The 18,047-nt window shown below is 66.6% G+C and carries 18 protein-coding genes; 6 read left to right on the plus strand and 12 right to left on the minus strand.

Going from position 1 to position 18,047, the window contains the following annotated elements:
- Window positions 1-7 precede the first annotated feature (7 nt).
- The 4 genes from chlG to BRAO375_RS30430 are packed head-to-tail and all read left to right on the plus strand — an operon-like array spanning window position 8 to window position 3,758.
- Window positions 8-934, plus strand: coding sequence for a chlorophyll synthase ChlG (chlG, locus tag BRAO375_RS30415; RefSeq protein WP_009031264.1), 927 nt, complete (start codon window positions 8-10; stop codon window positions 932-934).
- Entirely contained in the window at window positions 931-2,262 is a 1,332-nt protein-coding gene (locus tag BRAO375_RS30420; RefSeq protein ID WP_009031265.1) for a BCD family MFS transporter, read from the plus strand. Before chlG ends, BRAO375_RS30420 begins: the two co-directional genes overlap by 4 nt.
- Before the next feature lie 2 nt (window positions 2,263-2,264).
- Window positions 2,265-3,476 carry a geranylgeranyl diphosphate reductase gene (locus tag BRAO375_RS30425; protein ID WP_009031266.1) on the plus strand — a complete coding sequence of 404 codons (1,212 nt, stop codon included), beginning with the start codon at window positions 2,265-2,267 and terminating at the stop codon, window positions 3,474-3,476.
- A 12-nt stretch (window positions 3,477-3,488) separates the two neighbouring features.
- A complete protein-coding gene (locus BRAO375_RS30430) occupies window positions 3,489-3,758 on the plus strand; it encodes a hypothetical protein (protein WP_009031267.1) in 270 nt (89 codons plus the stop codon).
- Window positions 3,759-4,028: 270 nt separating this feature from the next.
- On the opposite strand, the gene BRAO375_RS30435 is transcribed toward BRAO375_RS30430, so the two are convergent.
- Window positions 4,029-4,463, minus strand: a complete 435-nt coding sequence (locus BRAO375_RS30435) for a c-type cytochrome (protein ID WP_009031268.1) — start codon at window positions 4,461-4,463, stop codon at window positions 4,029-4,031.
- Window positions 4,464-4,792: 329 nt separating this feature from the next.
- On the opposite strand from BRAO375_RS30435, the gene ppsR reads away from it, so the two are divergent.
- A complete protein-coding gene (gene ppsR, locus BRAO375_RS30440; RefSeq protein ID WP_009031269.1) occupies window positions 4,793-6,163 on the plus strand; it encodes a transcriptional regulator PpsR in 1,371 nt (456 codons plus the stop codon).
- Complete coding sequence (locus BRAO375_RS30445; protein ID WP_009031270.1) at window positions 6,164-8,338, plus strand: GAF domain-containing protein; 2,175 nt, start codon at window positions 6,164-6,166, stop codon at window positions 8,336-8,338.
- A gap of 234 nt (window positions 8,339-8,572) precedes the next feature.
- On the opposite strand, the gene BRAO375_RS30450 is transcribed toward BRAO375_RS30445, so the two are convergent.
- From BRAO375_RS30450 to BRAO375_RS30500, 11 genes are all read right to left on the minus strand, one after another.
- The gene (locus tag BRAO375_RS30450) at window positions 8,573-9,256 is read right to left on the minus strand and encodes a biliverdin-producing heme oxygenase (protein WP_064742429.1); all 684 of its coding nucleotides are present in this window, start codon (window positions 9,254-9,256) and stop codon (window positions 8,573-8,575) included.
- An 18-nt stretch (window positions 9,257-9,274) separates the two neighbouring features.
- Window positions 9,275-10,201: a photosynthetic reaction center subunit M gene (gene pufM, locus BRAO375_RS30455; RefSeq protein WP_009031272.1), complete on the minus strand. Its 927-nt coding sequence runs from the start codon at window positions 10,199-10,201 to the stop codon at window positions 9,275-9,277.
- Window positions 10,202-10,219: 18 nt separating this feature from the next.
- Window positions 10,220-11,062 (minus strand): photosynthetic reaction center subunit L, encoded by an 843-nt coding sequence (gene pufL, locus BRAO375_RS30460; RefSeq protein WP_009031273.1) that lies wholly within the window; start codon window positions 11,060-11,062, stop codon window positions 10,220-10,222.
- 179 nt (window positions 11,063-11,241) lie between these two features.
- Window positions 11,242-11,430: a light-harvesting antenna LH1, alpha subunit gene (gene pufA / locus BRAO375_RS30465; protein ID WP_006615514.1), complete on the minus strand. Its 189-nt coding sequence runs from the start codon at window positions 11,428-11,430 to the stop codon at window positions 11,242-11,244.
- A 16-nt stretch (window positions 11,431-11,446) separates the two neighbouring features.
- Window positions 11,447-11,674: a light-harvesting antenna LH1, beta subunit gene (gene pufB / locus BRAO375_RS30470; RefSeq protein ID WP_008964695.1), complete on the minus strand. Its 228-nt coding sequence runs from the start codon at window positions 11,672-11,674 to the stop codon at window positions 11,447-11,449.
- 171 nt (window positions 11,675-11,845) lie between these two features.
- Entirely contained in the window at window positions 11,846-12,073 is a 228-nt protein-coding gene (locus BRAO375_RS30475) for a hypothetical protein (protein WP_009031274.1), read from the minus strand.
- A 32-nt stretch (window positions 12,074-12,105) separates the two neighbouring features.
- The gene (gene bchZ / locus BRAO375_RS30480; protein WP_009031275.1) at window positions 12,106-13,557 is read right to left on the minus strand and encodes a chlorophyllide a reductase subunit Z; all 1,452 of its coding nucleotides are present in this window, start codon (window positions 13,555-13,557) and stop codon (window positions 12,106-12,108) included.
- Window positions 13,557-15,104, minus strand: coding sequence for a chlorophyllide a reductase subunit Y (bchY, locus tag BRAO375_RS30485; RefSeq protein ID WP_009031276.1), 1,548 nt, complete (start codon window positions 15,102-15,104; stop codon window positions 13,557-13,559). The genes bchZ and bchY overlap by 1 nt, the downstream gene beginning before the upstream one ends.
- Window positions 15,105-15,136: 32 nt before the next feature.
- Window positions 15,137-16,135 carry a chlorophyllide a reductase iron protein subunit X gene (locus tag BRAO375_RS30490; RefSeq protein ID WP_009031277.1) on the minus strand — a complete coding sequence of 333 codons (999 nt, stop codon included), beginning with the start codon at window positions 16,133-16,135 and terminating at the stop codon, window positions 15,137-15,139.
- Window positions 16,132-17,073, minus strand: coding sequence for a chlorophyll synthesis pathway protein BchC (bchC, locus tag BRAO375_RS30495; protein WP_009031278.1), 942 nt, complete (start codon window positions 17,071-17,073; stop codon window positions 16,132-16,134). The genes BRAO375_RS30490 and bchC overlap by 4 nt, the downstream gene beginning before the upstream one ends.
- A gap of 90 nt (window positions 17,074-17,163) precedes the next feature.
- Window positions 17,164-18,047 (minus strand): methyltransferase (locus BRAO375_RS30500; RefSeq protein WP_035643127.1); only part of this gene is annotated, 884 nt, incomplete at its 5' end.

Below are 18,047 nucleotides of genomic sequence, written 5' to 3' on the forward strand. Positions count from 1 at the left end.
AGTTGCAATGACCGAGATCGCGCCCATCCCGCTTTCGCCAAAGATTCCGTCAAGCATTCCGTCAAGGCTTCATCCCTCGGCCGTTCTCGAGCTGCTCAAGCCGATCACCTGGTTTCCACCGATCTGGGCATTCGGCTGCGGTGTGGTGTCGTCGGGCGCACCGCTGGCGCCGCGCTGGCCGATCGTGGTTGCAGGTCTCGTACTCGCCGGACCGATGGTGTGCGCCACCAGCCAGGCGGTCAACGACTGGTTCGACCGCCATGTCGATGCGATCAACGAGCCGGACCGGCCGATCCCGTCGGGCCGCATTCCCGGCCGCTGGGGCCTGTATATCGCGTTGATCTGGACGGTGCTGTCGCTCGGCGTCGCCACCCTGCTCGGCACCTGGGGCTTTGCCGCCGCCGCGCTCGGCCTCGCGCTCGCCTGGGCCTATAGCGCGCCGCCGATCCGGCTGAAGCAGAACGGCTGGTGGGGCAACAGCGCCGTCGGCCTTTGTTATGAAGGCCTGCCGTGGATTACGGCGGCGGCGATCATGAGCGCAGAGGCGCCATCCTGGCCGGTACTCGCAATCGCCCTCCTCTACAGCATGGGCGCCCATGGGATCATGACCCTGAACGACTTCAAGTCGGTCGGCGGCGACCGCGTCAGCGGCGTCAATTCGCTGCCGGTGCTGCTCGGTCCCGAGCGCGCCGCCCGCCTCGCCTGCATCACCATGGCGCTGGCGCAGGTCGCGGTGCTCGGTCTCCTCATCGTCTGGAGCCGTCCGGCGCATGCCATGATCGTCGCCGCGCTGGTCGCGGCCCAGCTGGTGCTGATGCGGCGGCTGATGACCAATCCGCGCGAGCTCGCGCCCTGGTACAACGGAACGGGCGTGCTGCTCTATGTGCTGGGCATGCTGGTTTCAGCCTTCGCGCTGGCGGGGATGTCGGCATGACCTCGGCCCCCGCTCCGCTCTCCTGGTTCGGCATCGTCAGGCTCGGCCTGGTGCAGACGGCGCTCGGCGCCGTGGTGGTGCTGACGACCTCCACCCTGAACCGCGTGATGGTCATCGAGCTGGCGTTGCCGGCGATGATCCCCGGCCTGCTGGTCGCGATCCACTATGCGATGCAGGTGCTCAGGCCCTGGCTCGGCCACGGCTCCGATGTCGGCGGCCGCCGCTTCGCCTGGATCGTCGGCGGCATGGCGGTGCTCGCCGCGGGCGGCCTGCTCGCCGCTGCCGCCACCGCGCTGATGGCGAGCCAGCTCATGCTCGGCCTCGTCGTTGCGGTGATCGCCTTCATCATGATCGGCGTCGGCGTCGGCGCCGCCGGCACCTCGCTTCTGGTGCTGCTCGCCAAGCGCACCGCGCCGGAGCGGCGCAGCGCCGCCGCCTCGATCGCGTGGATCATGATGATCGCAGGCTTCATCGTCACGACCGCAGTCGCCGGCAAGGCGCTCGATCCGTTCTCCGGCGAGCGGCTGATGATGGTGTCCGGCACGGTCTCGGCGATTGCGATGGTGCTGACGCTGCTCGGCGTCTGGGGCATCGAGCAGCCCGAGCTGTCTACCGGGAAGGCTGCAACGAAAGCCGAGCGCAGCGGCTTCATGGAGGACTTCCGCGAGATCTGCAGGGAGCCGCAGGCGCGGCGCTTCGCGATCTTCATCTTCGTCTCGATGCTGGCCTATAGCGCGCAGGACCTGATCCTGGAGCCGTTCGCCGGCAGCGTGTTCGGCATGACGCCGGGCCAGACCACGCAGCTCTCGTCGGTGCAGCACATGGGCGCGCTGATCGGCATGATCCTGATGCCGGCGATGGCGAGCCTGCATGCCGACTGGCGGACGCGGCCGCAGCCCTGGATCATCGGCGGCTGCCTCGCCTCGGCGCTGGCGCTGCTCAGCCTGGTCGCCGCCGCGACCGTCGGCCCGGCTTGGCCGCTGCGCGCCTCCGTGCTGCTGCTCGGCATCACCAACGGCGTCTACGCGATCGCGGCGATCGGCGCGATGATGAACATGGTCAGCGAAGGCCGCGACAATCGCGAGGGCACACGGATGGGCCTGTGGGGCGCCTCGCAGGCGATCTCGTTCGGCATCGGCGGCTTCGTGGGCACCGCGGCGGCTGATGCCGCGCGTGCCTTCATGCCATCGACCGCCTCGGCCTATGCGGCGGTGTTCGCCGCCGAAGCCGCCTTGTTCGTTCTCTCCGCCTGGCTCGCGATCTGGATCAAGCGTCCGCGCGAGCAGACCTCAGCGCTTGCAGCACAGCCGGCCAACCAGGGAGCCTAGCGATGAGCACCTCGACCTCCTCCGAGACGTTCGATGTCGTGGTCGTCGGCGGCGGCCCCGCCGGCGCCACTGCTGCCAACGACCTCGCCCGGCAGGGCCATCATGTGCTGCTGCTCGATCGCGCCGGGCGCATCAAGCCGTGCGGCGGCGCCATCCCGCCGCGGCTGATCAACGAGTTCGAGATTCCGGATCATCTGCTGGTGGCGCGCATCTCCGCGGCCCGCATGGTGTCGCCGAGCAACCGCGACGTCGACATGCCGATCGACGGCGGCTTCGTCGGCATGGTCGATCGCGAGCACTACGACGAATGGCTGCGCAAGCGCGCTGCGGACGGCGGCGCGATCCGCCGGACCGGCAGCTTCAACGAACTTACTCGCGACGATGACGGCATCGCGGTGGTGCATTACGAGACCCGCATGGACGATGGCAGCGTCCGGCAGGCCAGCGTGCGCGCCCGCGCGGTGATTGGTGCGGATGGCGCGGTCTCGGCGGTCGCGCGCCAGTGCATCCCTCAGGCCAGCGAGATCCGCTACGTCTTCGCCTATCACGAGATCATCCGCTCGCCCGACCGCAGCCACCCGCTGTTCGATGCGACACGCTGCGACGTCGTCTATCGCGGCCAGCTGTCACCGGATTTCTACAGCTGGGTGTTCCCGCACGGCCCGACCACTAGCATCGGCACCGGTAGCGCTCATAAGGGCTTTTCGCTGCGCGGCTCGGTGGCCCAATTCCGCAAGGCGGCTGCGCTCGACGATCTCGAGACGATCCGTCGCGAGGGCGCGCCGATTCCGTTGAAGCCGCTGTCACGCTGGGACAATGGCCGCGACGTCGTGCTCGCGGGCGACGCCGCCGGCGTCGTCGCGCCCGCCTCCGGCGAAGGCATCTATTATGCGATGGCCGGCGGCCGCGCAGCGGCCGATGCCGTCGCGCTGTTCCTGAAAACTGGCGATGCGAAGGCGCTCGCCACCGCCCGCAAAACCTTCATGCGCAAGCATGGCGCGGTGTTCTTCATCCTCGGCATGATGCAGCGCTACTGGTACACGAACGACGCCCGCCGTGAGCGCTTCGTCGCGATCTGCCGTGACAAGGACGTCCAGCAGCTGACTTGGGACGCCTACATGAACAAAGAGCTGGTGAAGGCCAAGCCGCTGTCGCACGTCCGCATCTTCTTCAAGAACATCGCCCACCTCACCGGGCTCGCGAAGGCGGCCTGAGCTGCTCACGTGATGGATGAGCTGTTTCGCAGCCCGCATGTGGTGGACCTGATCCTGGCCGTGGTGGTGGTGGAGCTTGCGGCGGTGACGTTGGTCTGGCGCCGTTATCGCCGCGGCGTCAGCCCGCGGGCGCTGCTGCCAAATCTTCTGGCCGGCGTGTTCCTGCTGCTGGCGCTACGCTGCGCGCTGACCGGCGCGCCGTGGTTCTGGTTGGCAGCCTGCCTGGCTGCCTCCGGCGTCGCCAACGTGGCTGATCTCAAGCAGCGGTGGCGACGGTCATGATCCGCTCGAACGGATAGCGCCGGCAGGGCCGCAGTGCCTTCCGGAGGGCGGCCTGTTAGCGGTTGCCAAGCGGCTGACACACCCACGCTGTCATCCCGGCGAAAGCCGGGATCCATAACCACCGGCGGCTGTGGTGGGAACTGCGAGCAACGCAGACCTTGTCCGCCAACACGCATCGCGCGGTATGGGTCCCGGCGTTCGCCGGGACGACAACGGAGTGTGTGGATGGGCCCGGAGCGGCGCTCACCTGAGCGCCGCTCCGCTATCCCCTCACTTCTTCTCCGAGAACGTCTTCAGATAGGCGATGACGTCCTTGCGCTGCTGTTCGTTGGCGAGCTTGAACACCATCTTGGTCGAGCCGGTAGCCTGGTCCGCCTTGCCCTTCTCGGTCAGATATTTCTTCAGGAACGCGCTGGGATCCGCGAGATATTCGAAGATGTTGTCGTCGGTCCAGACCAGCCCGGCCTCGCCGGCGTGCTTGTTCAGCTCGGAATAGGCAAACCCCGGATAGGTGCCGGTCGGGCGTCCGACCACCCCCGTCAGCACCGGGCCGACCGCATTCTTGGCATCGGGTCCGATGCGGTGGCAGGTCATGCATTGCTTGAAGACCTGCTCGCCTTTCGCAGCGTCACCGCCGTCCAGCGCGAATGCGGCGCCTGCCGACGTTGCAATCACGACTGCCGCAATCAAACCCGATTTGAGCATCTGCATCCTCCTGAATTGCCGTTTTGTTAGTCCATGTGATTTGCACCTTACAGGTATCAATGTCATGCCACCTTGTCATGCCCACTTCAGGCAAAAGTGAGCGAATAAGTCGCAGTTCGAACATGCGTTGAGCGCAGGAATACCAACGAAGGTTGCATGCTCGGAAATAAGCCTTGACACCGAAGGCGCTGCGTGGACTAACGACATTCTCAAGACTCTCAATACGTTAGCGGGATGCGGCGCAACACCTTCAAAATGCGCGCCAAATGAGAGTGGCCGCGCTCCCGTGAGCGTCTTTCGAGGGTGCCAAGATAACGGGTGCCAAGGCCATGGCCGAGTTTCACGGTCCACGACCCGACGTGACATTGCTGCTCGACATGGACGGCGTGATCCGCGAGGCCACGCTGTCTCCGAACATGTCGGCGGAGAACGTCGACGTGTGGCTGGGCCGTGCGTGGTCCGAAATTGTCGACGATGCGAGCGAGAAGATCGAGCGCATCATGCAGGACACCAAGCGCACCGGCATCTCCGCGTTCCGCCAGATCACGCAGCGGTTCCCGAGCGGCCTCGAGCTGCCGATGGAGTTCACCACCGTGCTGCTCGGCGGCCGCGCCGGCATGCTGGCGATCGGCAAGAACCTGCAGGCCGTCGCGGAGCTTCAGGCGCGGCTGATCTCGGCGCAGCAGACCATCGAGCGCGACTACTGGCGCCTGCGCGAGATCGAGACGCGCTATCGCCTGGTGATCGAGGATTCCAACGAGGCCGTGCTACTGACCAAGGTCGCGGACCTGCGCATCGTCGAGGCCAATCGCACCGCGGCTGCCGCGCTCGGCGTGTCGAGCCGGCGCCGCGACAATCTGGTCGGGCGCGAGTTCCTGCACGAGATTCCGGACAAGGACCGCGAGCCGGTCGAGTTGATGCTGCGGCGGGTGCGCGACCAGGGCAAGGCCCCGGGCATCGTGATCCATCTCGGCGAGGACGCCGCGCCCTGGATGCTCCGGGGCTCGCTGATGACCAGCGACAACGCGCCGATGTTCCTGCTGCAGATGGCGCCGATCGGCAAGTCCATCCAGCCTGGCCCGGTCACGGATGATCCGGAGAGCCTGATCGATAATCTTCCGGACGCCGTGATCAGCATCGACGGCACCGGCGGCATCAGGCGCGCCAATCGCGCCTTCCTGGAGCTGGTCGAGATCGGCTCGAAAGAGGCGCTGATCGGCGAGAAGCTGAGCCGCTGGCTGACGCGCCCCGGCGCTGACCTGGCGGTGCTGATCTCCAATGTCGAACGCCATGGCATGGTCCGGCTGCTCTCGACCACCATCCAGGGCGAGCTGGGAACCGAGACGGAGGTCGAGATCTCGGCGGCGGCGCATGGGCAGGACAGCCAGCGCCGGATCGGCCTCGTCCTGCGCAACATCGCCCGACGGTTGTCGCCGACGGCCGAGCATGACAATCTGCGGGCCGCGCTTGCGGGTATCAATGAATCCGTCGGCAAGACACCGCTGCGCGATCTGGTGAGGAGCACGGTGGAGGTGGTCGAGCAGCATTACGTCCGCGCTGCGCTCGAACTGGCCAATGGGAACCGCACCTCGGCGGCCGAAATTCTCGGTCTGAGCCGCCAGAGTCTTTACGCCAAGCTTGATCGGTATAATCTCAGCCAACTCGAAGAAAACGGCGAGGAAACCGAAAAGGGGAGCTAGTTGCCCGTTCCGCTGACGACGCCAGCCTTCGGCCACGCTACTCTTGCGAATTGCGAGCGCGAACAGATTCATCTCGCAGGCTCGATCCAGCCGCATGGCATTCTGCTGGCGGTGAAGGAGCCCGATAACGTCGTCATCCAGGCCAGCATCAATGCGGCGGAGTTCCTGAACGTCAGCTCGGTGGTCGGACGTCCGCTGCGTGACCTCGGAGGTGACCTCGCGCTGCAGATCCTGCCGCATCTCAATGGTCCGCTGCATCTCGCGCCGATGACCCTGCGCTGCACCGCCGGCTCACCACCGCGCCGGGTGGACTGCACTGTCCATCGCCCCTCCAACGGCGGGCTGATCGTCGAGCTGGAGCCGGCGACCAAGACCACCAACGTCGCGCCCGCGCTCGACGGCGCCTTCCATCGGATCACCTCGTCCTCCTCGCTTATCGGCCTTTGCGACGAGACGGCGACGATCTTCCGAGAGATCACCGGCTACGATCGCGTGATGGTCTATCGCTTCGACGAGGAGGGCCATGGCGAGGTGCTGTCCGAGCGCCGGCGGCCGGACCTCGAGGCCTTTCTCGGCAACCGCTATCCGGCATCGGACATTCCGCAGATCGCGCGGCGGCTCTATGAGCGCAACCGCGTGCGCCTGCTGGTCGACGTCAACTACTCGCCGGTGCCGCTGCAGCCACGAATCTCGCCGCTGAACGGCCGCGACCTCGACATGTCCCTGAGCTGCCTGCGCAGCATGTCGCCGATCCATCAGAAATATCTGCAGAACATGGGCGTCGGCGCGACGCTGGTGTGCTCGCTGATGGTCAGCGGCCGGCTCTGGGGACTGATCGCCTGCCATCACTATGAGCCGCGGTTCGTGCCGTTCGACATCCGCGCCGCCGGCGAGGCGCTGGCCGAGACCTGCGCGATCCGCATCGCGGCGCTGGAGAGCTTTGCCCAGAGCCAGTCGGAGCTGGTGGTGCGCCGGCTGGAGCAGCGGCTGGTCGAGGCGGTATCGCGCGACGGCGAGTGGCAGGCCGCCTTGTTCGATGGCTCGCAATCCCTGCTGCAGCCGCTCGGCGCGAGCGGCGCGGCGCTCCTGTTCGAGGGCCAGGTGATGACCGCCGGCGACGTGCCGTCGACGCAGCGCATCCGCGACCTCGCCAGCTGGCTCGATCGCCGACGCAAGGCGCCGGACGCGCCGGCGCAAGGGCTGACGGTGACGGCCTCGCTGACGCTCGACGAGCCGTCCTTCGCCGACATTCGCTCGATTGCCTCTGGCCTGATCGCCGCGCCGCTGTCGGCCAGCGAGGGCGAGTATCTGCTGTGGTTTCGGCCGGAGCAGGTACGGACGGTGACCTGGGGCGGCGATCCGCTCAAGGCGGTCATCATCGGCGACGATCCGTCCGATCTGTCGCCGCGGCGCTCCTTCGCGCAATGGCATCAGCTGGTCGAGGGCAAGTCCGAGCCATGGTCGCCGGCGGAGCTCGCCTCGGCGCGGCTGGTCAGCGAGACTGTCGCCGACGTCGCGCTGCAGTTGCGCTCGGTGCGCATGGTGATCGCGCAGGACCAGCTCGCCACGATCAGCGCCCAGGTGCTGCGCTCGGAGCAGCCGGTGATCATCGCCGACGTCGAGGGCCGCATCCTGCTGATGAACGAAGCGTTCGAGCAGCAGCTGCGGGCGTCCCATCCGCACATCCCCCACTTGCGCGACCTCTCTAGCTACTGCACCGCGCCGGCCGAATTCCGCGCCAATCTCGACGACCTCATGCGCAACAAGCGCAGCTGGCGCGGCGAGCTGACCTTGACCGGCGGCGCCTCGCCGCAGCGGCCGCTGATGGTGCGCGCCGATCCGGTGATCGCCCCGCATGACCGCGTGCTCGGCTTCGTGCTGATCTTCTCCGACCTCACCGAGCGCAAGACCGCAGAAGCCGCGCGCGCCCGCTTCCAGGAGGAGATCGACGGCGCCCGCCGTCCGAGCCTGCGGCTCGATCAGAGCGCCAGCCTGATCTACAAGGAGCTCGCCGCCTCCACCGTCGAGAACGCCCAGCTCGCCGCGCTCGAAGTCACGCATGGCGCCGAGGCCGGCAGCATGCCGGAGATGCTGGAGAGCATCCGCAACTCGACGGCCAGGACCCTGGGGATTCTCGAGCATCTGGTGTGGTATCGCTCGCAGAGCGAGGAGTGACGTAAAAGAACGTTTGTCGAGCGCGGCCCCTTATTCGGGCCGTAACCGCATTCACGATGTCACACGCGCTTTAGCTATGTCGCTCGAAATCTTACCGCGCTCACGGTCTACTCCCTCCCCCTTGCGGGGAGGGGAGCCCACCGTCGCCGCGGAGGCAGACGGGCTCCACCTGCTGTCGGGCTCGAGCGGGTCGTTCAAACACGAGAGTGCCGTAAGCAAGCGCCTGCGCCTGCCCTAGCAGCCTAGTCGCGCCGCCTCGAGCAGCGCCTGCGACAGGCTGATGTTCAGCTGGAACGCCGTGGCCGCTTCCTCAACGACCGCGTCATGCTGGGCCATCGCAGCGCCGGCCCGCTCCAGCGCCTCGCGGTACTCGTTCTTGAACCGCGGGATGTCAGCGATCTCCGGAAACTCGTAGAACGACAGCGCGTCGGGCTCGAGCCCGAGCGAGCGTGCAAGGATCTTCTTGATGATCTGGCCGCCGCTGAGGTCGCCGAGATAGCGGGTATAGGCGTGCGCAAGCAGCGGATGACCGGAGCCAGATCCCGCTTCCCGGATGGCCCGGACATAGGCGATCGCTTCGGGCAGCAGCGGCAGATCGCTCGCCTCGAGCGCTGCGAGATCAGCCTTGATCGCAGCACACCGATGCAGCTCCGGCCGCACCGTCGGGCCGACCACCGGCGAAGCCTGGTGACGCAGGAGCTCCGCTTCGAGCGCCTCATAAACAGGCAGCAGATTGCGCAGCAGCAGCGCGTAGGCCTGGACGGTGCCGCGGCCACGCAACAGCTCGGCGACGACGCCGGTCCGCTCCGCGGTCACGTGCAGCGTCTTGGTGCGCTCGCGCATGGCTTCCAAAAGATTGGCCGGACGCGTGCTGCGCCCGGCCAGATCGACTTGATCAGATTCAACTCTGTCCAACATTACAAGACCTGCAGGACTTCAGCGCGCCGGCGCCAGCCCGTGTTTCACGCCCCACTCGAACCAATTGTCGACGACGGTGCCCGACAGTAGGATACCGATGCCGCCGGTCAAGGTGCAAAGCACAGCGAACCACCAGGCCCAGCGATGGATCGACTCGGCCGTCGCGTTGAAGCCCATCGTCCAGCGCCAGAACAGCGCACCACGCTCGAACGCCGTGCCGCGGTCGACGATCTGCTCCAGCTCACGCTCGCCGCCATAGCGGCTGATCGCCAGCACTGTTGCACCATGCATCGCGAACAGCAGCGCCGATCCGTACAGGAAGGCGATCGAGAGCATGTGGAACGGGTTGTAGAACAGATTGCCGTGGGTGATGGAGAAGTTGTTGGTCCAGTCGAGATGCGGGAAGATCCCGAACGGCACCGCCTCGCTCCAGCTTCCCATGAAGATCGGCCGGATGAAGCCGAGCACGAGATAGAGCCAGATTGCGGAAGCGAACGCCCACGAGACATGCGTGCCGAGGCCGAGCGCCCGCGCGCGGCGATAGGTGCGTGCCCACCACAACAGGATCGACGTGGTCAGGAAGAAGCCGGCCATCAGCCACCAGCCGCCCTCCTGCAGCGGCGGGAAGATCTGCAGACCGTATTCCGGTGCCGGCGGCTGCAGCGCCAGCCACGGGAACTGTCGGATGAACTCGAGCGGACTCCAGTTCACCGACGCCAGCATATTGAGACCGATGATCTCGATCGCGGCGAAGCCACTCATCAGCGAGGCCAGGCCGAGGAAGCCGAGATAGACCGGGCCGACCTGGGCGTCGCCGAGTTTGCCGAACCAATAGTTGAAGCTGCCCTTGCCGAGCCGCTCCCAGACACCCGGCTCGATCGGGATGCCCGGATAGATCGCACTACGAACTTGGATCTGCGTGAAGATGTTCTGGTATTGGGCCATGACGACCTCTCCTTGAACTCATTGCGGCGACCAGATCGGGACCCTGCGCCACCATTCCCACCAATCCGACCAGGCATTGCCTTCCGGCAGCAGCCATGCGGGACCGGAGATGACAATGCAGACGGCGCTGAAGAACACGGCCGACAGCGCCAGGAACAGGCCCAGGCGATGGATGCCGAGCGTGCCGATGGAGTAGCCGAGGAGATCGCGGAACATGGTGTTCTCATGCTCCGGCGACTTCATCTCCTGGCCCTTGCCGGGATTGGCAGCCGACAGGATCAGCGAGCCGTGCAGCGCGAGCGCGAGACACGTCGTGAAGAAGAACGTGATCGCGATCATGTGCGCGGGATTGTAGTGGAAGTTGCCGAACTGATAGCCGGTGTTCGACACCCAATCGAGATGGGTGATGATCCCGTAGGGGAAGGCGTAGCTCCACGAGCCCATCAGCACCGGACGGATCACCTCCAGCGTGAAATAGGCGAAGATCGCAAAGCCGAAGGCGAACGGCACGTGGTAGCCGATCGCGAGCTTGCGGCAGATCTCCACCTCGCGCAGCGCCCATGAGACGAACGCGCCGTGCGCGCACACGGTGATGAGCTGCCAGAAGCCGCCCTCCGTGAGTGGAGCGAACGACAGTCCGTATTTGGCGTCGGGCGGATTGATACTGATCTGCCAGAGATTCCAGGTCGGTCCGAGCGCCGTGGCATAGAGGATCAGCGCCACGCCGACGAAGGTGAAAAAGATCGTCGTCACGCCGAAAAAGCCGACGTAGAACGGTCCGATCCAGAAATCGAAGAGATCGCCGCCGATCAACGTGCCGCCGCGGACGCGGTATTTTCGTTCAAAGCTGAGCATTGCCATCGGTCCTGCCTCCGCTGCCCGTCGCTCGATATGTGACGTGTCGTATCGCGAGGTCGTGAACTCGTAGAGCTCCAGATGATTTGGAGCTCCGGAGATTTGAAAGCGTGGAGATCTGGGAAGCGGGCGAGCAAGGTCTGCCGCCGAGCTGACGCCCGCTTCCCATTGTTGGAGCCGAAGCTCTAGGTGAGCTTCACCGGCGTGACCGGAGCGGAGATCGACGACGTCTTCGCCGCGCGAGGTCCTTCCAGCCAGTTGAAGCGGTTCGTGCTGAGCAGGATGAAGTGAATCACCAATGCCAGACCGAACAGAAACACGCCGAGAGCCACGAGAACCCTGCGGGGATCGAACAGCAACCACAAGCGCCACATAGTTATCTCCTTTCGATCAGGTCAGGTAGGAGAGCGCGAGCGTGGCGTAGTGGGTTGCCCCATCCAGCGCCGCCTTGTAGCCCGTCGGCCCCGGCAGCCAGGGACGCCACATCCAGGCGAGAATGTGGGCGACGATCGCGACCGCCGTGAAGACCACAAAGCTCGTCATGAAGATGCTATGGAATTCCCTAGCCTCCGCTTCGGTCAGCCCCGACAGAGAGCCTCCCTTGTTTGGTTCCACCATAGTAGTACCTCCTGGTGTTGGCCTTTCGGCCGGATGCCGCTCACCGAAATGAGCGGCGTCGAAGCGCCATCCCGTTGCCGGGATGACATCCGCGCGGCGAGCCGCGCGAATTTCTTGCAAGTCTTGCGGGGCCTGAACTCACGGCCCCGACGCTCGAAAACTTTCGGGACCTCACAGCCCCATGAACGACGAGGTCGCGCAGTTCGCGGCCTTGAGCCGCGCCTCGCCGAAGATCGCGCCGAGCGGCGCCGGACGATGGCCCGTGACGACAGAGCCGACCCGGCGCAGCACGCCCTCGACCATCAGCACGGCGAAGCACACCGCGTAGACGAGGAGATATTCGATCCGCTCGCGCGATTTCGGCGCGACGTCACGATCCATGCGTTCGTATAACGACATCGTCCTCTCCCTCTCCGCCTCGTCCCCTTTGCCTACGCCGCCTGGCCCGTTGCGAGCCGTGACCGCGCCTGCGCGAGAACGTCCTCCGTCACCTTGTCGAGCCCCGCCTGGCGCGCGCCGCGCTCGGCCGCGTCGCGCAGCCGTTTGGCCGCGGAAATCCGCACCAGCACCGGCTGCGTCTCGATGATCTGATCCAGCGCCAGCTTGGCGCCATCGTCCCATGGCAATTCACGCTCGAGACGCGCGGGCGTCGCTGCGATCTGGTCGAGCTGGGTTGCGAGCGGCAGGATGTTGAACAGCGCATCGAACAGCGCGTTGCAGACCTCCTGCACGAGGTAGGTGGCGCCGGCATAGCCCATGAACGGCGTGCCGGTGTGGCGGCGGATCACCGTGCCCGGAAACGACGCGGGGATGTAGATCGCGCGGTTGCCGGCTTCCGCCGCATACATGCGCTCATTGTAGCTGCCAAACAGCACCAGCGGCGGCCGCTCGTGGATCAGCTTGCGGATCGCGTCATTGTCGGTCTTGGCGCCGGCGCAGCGCGAGATTGCGAAGTGGCAGGGAAGACCAAGCTCGGTCTCCAGGAAATTGCGCAGGCCGCGCGCGTAGGTCTCGGAGGCGACGATGCCGAAGCTGGCCGTGCCGAAGAAGTCCTGCGTCACCGAGCGCCAGAGATCCCACACCGGCTTGATCGTGGTGTGCTTCTCGCGCGCGATGAACGGCTCCGGATCGAGGCCCGTGAGCTCGCCGAGCGAGCGCAGGAATTTGGTCGTCGAATGGAGCCCGATCGGCGCCTGCAGATACGGCCGCTCCAAGGTCTCGCACAGCAGCCGGCCGAACTCGCGGTACATGCAGATGTTGACGTCGGCATTGACCAGCTTGGGCACGTCGGCGACGTGGCTGCCGAGCGGAAACACCATGTTGATCTCGGCGCCGATGCCCTCGACCAGGCGACGGATCTCGGCGAGATCCGACGGCATGTTGAAGGTGCCGTAGATCGGGCCGATGATGTTGACGCGCGGCTTCTCGCCCTCGGCGCGCGGCTTGCGCTCGGGGATCTTGCGCAGGCCGTATTCGCTCCACAGCCAGCTCAGCGCGCGATTGGCGCTCTGCCACTGGTCCTCGTCGATGGTGCGCGGCAGGAAGCGCTTGATGTTGGAGCCTTCGGGCGTGACGCCGCCGCCGATCATCTCGGCGATCGAGCCGGTGACGACCACGGCGGGCAGATCCGGATCGAGCGCGGCGCGGGCACGCTTCATCGCCTGCTCGGTGCCCTTCTGGCCGAGTTCGTCCTCGCCCAATCCCGTGACGACGATCGGCAACTCGTGCGGCGGCAGGCCATCGGTGTAGTGCAGCACCGAGGTGACCGGCAGGTTCTCGCAGCCGACCGGGCCGTCGATGATGACCTGCAGGCCCTTGATCGCGGTGAACGCGTAGACCGAGCCCCAATAGCCGCCGGCGCGATCGTGGTCGAGGATCAGCATCACACCATCTCCTCGGACTTGCGCTTCTTCGTCTGCGCCGCGACCGCCTTGCGGTACTTGTCGCGGAAATCGGGCCGCGCGACAGGGGTCCCCTGCCACACGCCCGCGGTGTCGCCCTCACCGACACCTTCGAAGAAGTCGCGCATCTCGTCGAAGCGCGCCTTGCCTGCGATCGCCGCGTTGACGACCTGCGCCAGCGAGCCGGCACCGGAGACGCCGAACAGCGGCCGCGCCGAGATCAGGTTGGTGAAGTACAGCGAGGGAATCGCGCGCGCCTTCGCCTTCTGCACGACGGGCGTGGTGCCGATCGCGAGATCGGGCGCGAACTCGTCGACGGCCGCGAGATCCTGCTCCAGCGAGGCCCGGTACTGCACGCGCACGCCGCGAGCTTCCAGCCAGGCGCAGTCGGCCTCCGACCAGCGCGTGCGCGGGCACGCGGTGCCGACATAGCGCAGGTCGGCGCCGCTCTCGACCAGCAGACGGGCGACCAGCAGCTCAGAGCCCTCATAGCCCGACAGCGTGATGCGGCCGCGGATCGGCGCCGATGCAAGCGCGCCGCGGATCGCCGGCAGCGCCGCATTCTTCGCCGCGTCGATCTGCGCGCGGCCGACGCCGCAGGTCATGCCGACCGCCTCGAGCCAGTCCGCGGTGCCGTCGCAACCGACCGGCGCGGAGCCGACGATCGGCCGGCCCGCCGCCTCGAACTCGCGGATCGAGGCCGTGTAGAACGGATGAATGGCCGCCACCGCTGCGCAGTCGAGCGCACTATACAGCTCGCGCCATTCGCGCGTCGGCACGGTCGGGCCCGCGGCGAGACCGAGCGGCGCCAGCAGCATGCCGATGCCGACGGGGTCGGCCGGGAACATCTCGCCGAGCAAGGTGATCGTCGGCTTGTCAGTCCGCGGCGCGCGCGGCGCCTGCACCGGCCCCTGCTCCGCCTCGCGCCGCGCATAGTTCAGCATCGCGCCGGCAAGCACGTCCTTGGCCTCGGCATGGGTGGGCACGCCGAAGCCGGGCACGTCGATGCCGATGATGCGCACGCCGTTGATCTCCTTCGGCAGGATCTGCAGCGGCACGCCCGATGCGGTGGGGACGCAGAGATTGATGATGACGACGCAGTCGTAGTTCGCGGGGTCCGCGAGCTTGAACACGGCGTCGCGGATGTCCTCGAACAGTTTTCCGGTGACCAGCGTCTCCGAGTTGAACGGGACGTAGCCGACGCTGCGCCGCGCGCCGTAGAAGTGCGAGGTGAAGGTGAGACCATAGACGCAGCAGGCCGAGCCGGACAGCACGGTCGCGGTGCGGCGCATGCGCAATCCCACGCGCAGCGAGCCGAACGCAGGGCACATGCTCTGCGGCTGGTCGTGCGGCCCGGCCGGATAGTCGGCCGCATAGCGCGCCAGGACCTCGCTCTTGCCGGCGGCGTCGGCGGCCTTCTTGAGCTCGGCCTTGCCGGCATGGCAGCCGAGCGCCTCGGGCTGCGCCGGCATGCCTGCCGCCGCGCCGCTCTCCGCGCTCACCGCCTGATGGACCACCGCATCGCTCATTGCACTAGCTTCCGCTGCTCAGCACGCACTGATCACACATTGTCGTAGATCACTTCGAGCGACGGCTTGTTCACCGCCGTGCTGCCGCACATGTCCTCGAGCGTCGCCTGCTCCAGCACGACATCGCGGCCAACATCCGAGGCCTTGAACAGGCCGAGCAGGCCGTCCTGCGTCAGGGGATGCGGATGCTGCGGCGGCGCCTCGGCGACATTGGTCGCAAGCAGCTCGAACAGCGGCGCCCAGGGCGTGCCGGGCCTGCCGATGATCTGATAGCTCGCGCTCTTGCGGCGGATGTCGTCGTCGGCCGGGATCGAGGCCAGCACCGGAATGCCAACGGCATCGGCAAAGGCCTGCGCCTCGCCGGTGCCGTCGTCCTTGTTGATGACGATGCCGGCGACGCCGACATTGCCGCCGAGCTTGCGGAAGTACTCCACCGCCGAGCAGACATTGTTGGCGACGTAGAGCGACTGCAGATCGTTGGAGCCGACGATGATCACCTTCTGGCACATGTCGCGCGCGATCGGCAGGCCGAAGCCGCCGCAGACGACGTCGCCGAGGAAATCGAGCAGGACGTAGTCGAAACCCCAATCGTGGAAGCCGAGCTTCTCGATCAGCTCGAAGCCGTGGATGATGCCGCGCCCGCCGCAGCCGCGGCCGACCTCGGGACCGCCGAGCTCCATCGCGAACACGCCGTCGCGCTTGAAGCAGACGTCGCCGATCTTGACCTCCTCGCCGGCGAGCTTCTTCTTCGACGAGGTCTCCAAGATGGTCGGGCAGGCGCGGCCGCCGAACAGCAGCGAGGTCGTATCGCTCTTCGGATCACAGCCGATCAGCAGCACCTTCTTGCCCTGCTGCGCCATCATGTAGGACAGGTTGGCGAGCGTGAAACTCTTGCCGATGCCGCCCTTGCCGTAGATCGCGATGATCTGCGTCGTCTTCTTTGGCGCGGCCGTTACCGGCGCATCCGGCTCGATGGCGGCCTCAGCGCGCAGGGCATCCGTCATCGCACTGATCTTGGTCGGGGCGTTCATCGGGCTGCTCTCCAGTCCAGGATCATCTTGAGACATGACGGATCGTCGAACGCGGTCCGATAGGCGCTCTCCGCAGACGAAGCGTCCGCGTGGTGCGTGATCAGCCCGTCCAGCGACAGACGGCCGGTATCAATCAGGTTGCGCACCGCGAGCAGATCCTCGTGCTTCCATTCTGCGGCGACGCGGATCGCCGCCTCGCGCATGAAGGCCGGCGGATAAGAGAAGGTCAGCGGCGCGCTGTAGAAGCCGGCCAGGATGATTTCGCCACGCGGCGCGAGGCGCGCGATGAGACTGTCGAGCAGACCGGCATCGCCACTGGCATCGAAGATCAGGCGGTAGTCGCGCTTGCTGTCGGCAGCGGGATCGATGACGCGATAACCCATCGCACCCGTGGCACGCTCGGGATTGCTCTCCCACACCACCGGCGGATCGCCGCCCATCGCGATGATCAGCCGCGCCAGCAGACGGCCGAGCACGCCATGACCAACCACGCACTCGGCCTGACCGTCGCCGCCGATCGACAGCGCATGATAGGCGGTGGCGGCCAGCGCGAGCAGCACGCCGCGCTCGCCGTTTAGCTCGTCGATTGCGACCACGCGCTGAGGGGGTACGCTGAGCCGCGAGGCGGCGGCGCCGAACAGGCTCTTCACCTCGCCGAAGCAGCGCGCCGCGCCCGGCACGAACACGCGCTCGCCTTTTCGAAAACCGGAATGAGGCGCCGCGTGCGCGACACGGCCGACGGCCTCGTAGCCCGGCACCAGGGGATAGCCCATGCCCGGAAACTGCGGCATGCGCCCTTCGTACAGCAACCGTTCGGTGCCGGTGCTGATCGCGCTCCATTCGATGTCGACGGTCAGGCAGTCCGGGGCATCCGCCAACAGCAGATGCTGCAGCGACAACTCCCTCGGCCTCCCCAGCACCACGGCGATCGCGTCCATAGCCCAAACTCCCCGGCGACGCCCGCTCTCTTACGGGTGTCAGGTTAGTCCTGTCACGGAGAGTGTCAATATAAATTTACATTCAGAGTGTCAGCTTTTCGCGACAATCACGCTGGCGATTAAGGGGATCCGCGTGCGAAGCACTCGCACCTGCGAAAACCCTGCCACGTTCAACAGCTCCCGCAGGCGGTTCGCGCTGCGCGGCCGGCCCTGCCCCATCGCCCGGAGATAGATTTCGAAGTAGGCGCTGACACCGTCGCTGCCGCCGGCGGCGTCGCGCATCGGCTCGCCGAGCAGCAATATGCCGTCAGCGGGCAACGCCGCGCGGACCTTGGCGAACAGGTGCGCTACCGCGTCGTCATCGTGATCATGCACGACGCGAATCAGCGAGATCACGTCCGCGCCCGATGGCAGCGGGTCGTCGTAGAAGCTGCCCGGCGAGATGGTCGTGCGACCGGCCAACCCGGCCTTCGCCAGGCGCTCCCGGGCGATCGCGGCGACCTCGGGCAAATCGAACAGCTGCAATTGCAGCTGCGGCGCGGCGCGGGCGGCGGCCGAGAGGAAGGAGCCGTCGCCGCCGCCGACATCGAGCAGGCAGCGGTGGCCGGTCAGCGGATAGGCCGACAGCACCACGTCAGCAATCATCGGCTGCGACGCCGCCATCAGCTCGGTGTAGGGCGCGACATCGTCGCGTGTCAGCGATTGGCCGCCATGATCGAGCGCATAGGGCCAGTAATGTGCGAGGCGGCGCTCGCGATCATGGCCGCGCAGCAGCGCGAGGGGATCGCCGAGATCGGCATACAGCGCGGCGTGATGCCGGACCATCGCGGCAATGCCGGGATTGCCGAGCAGCGCCGCACCGAGCGGCCCGAGCCCATAGCGCGCCGCACCGCGGCGCTCGAGCAGCTGCAGGGCGCAGGCTGCCTCGCACAGGCTCTCCATTGCCGCCTCGGGCATCGCGGCTCGGGAGGCCA

The sequence above is a fragment of the Bradyrhizobium sp. ORS 375 genome (genome assembly GCF_000239775.1).
Classification (GTDB): domain Bacteria; phylum Pseudomonadota; class Alphaproteobacteria; order Rhizobiales; family Xanthobacteraceae; genus Bradyrhizobium.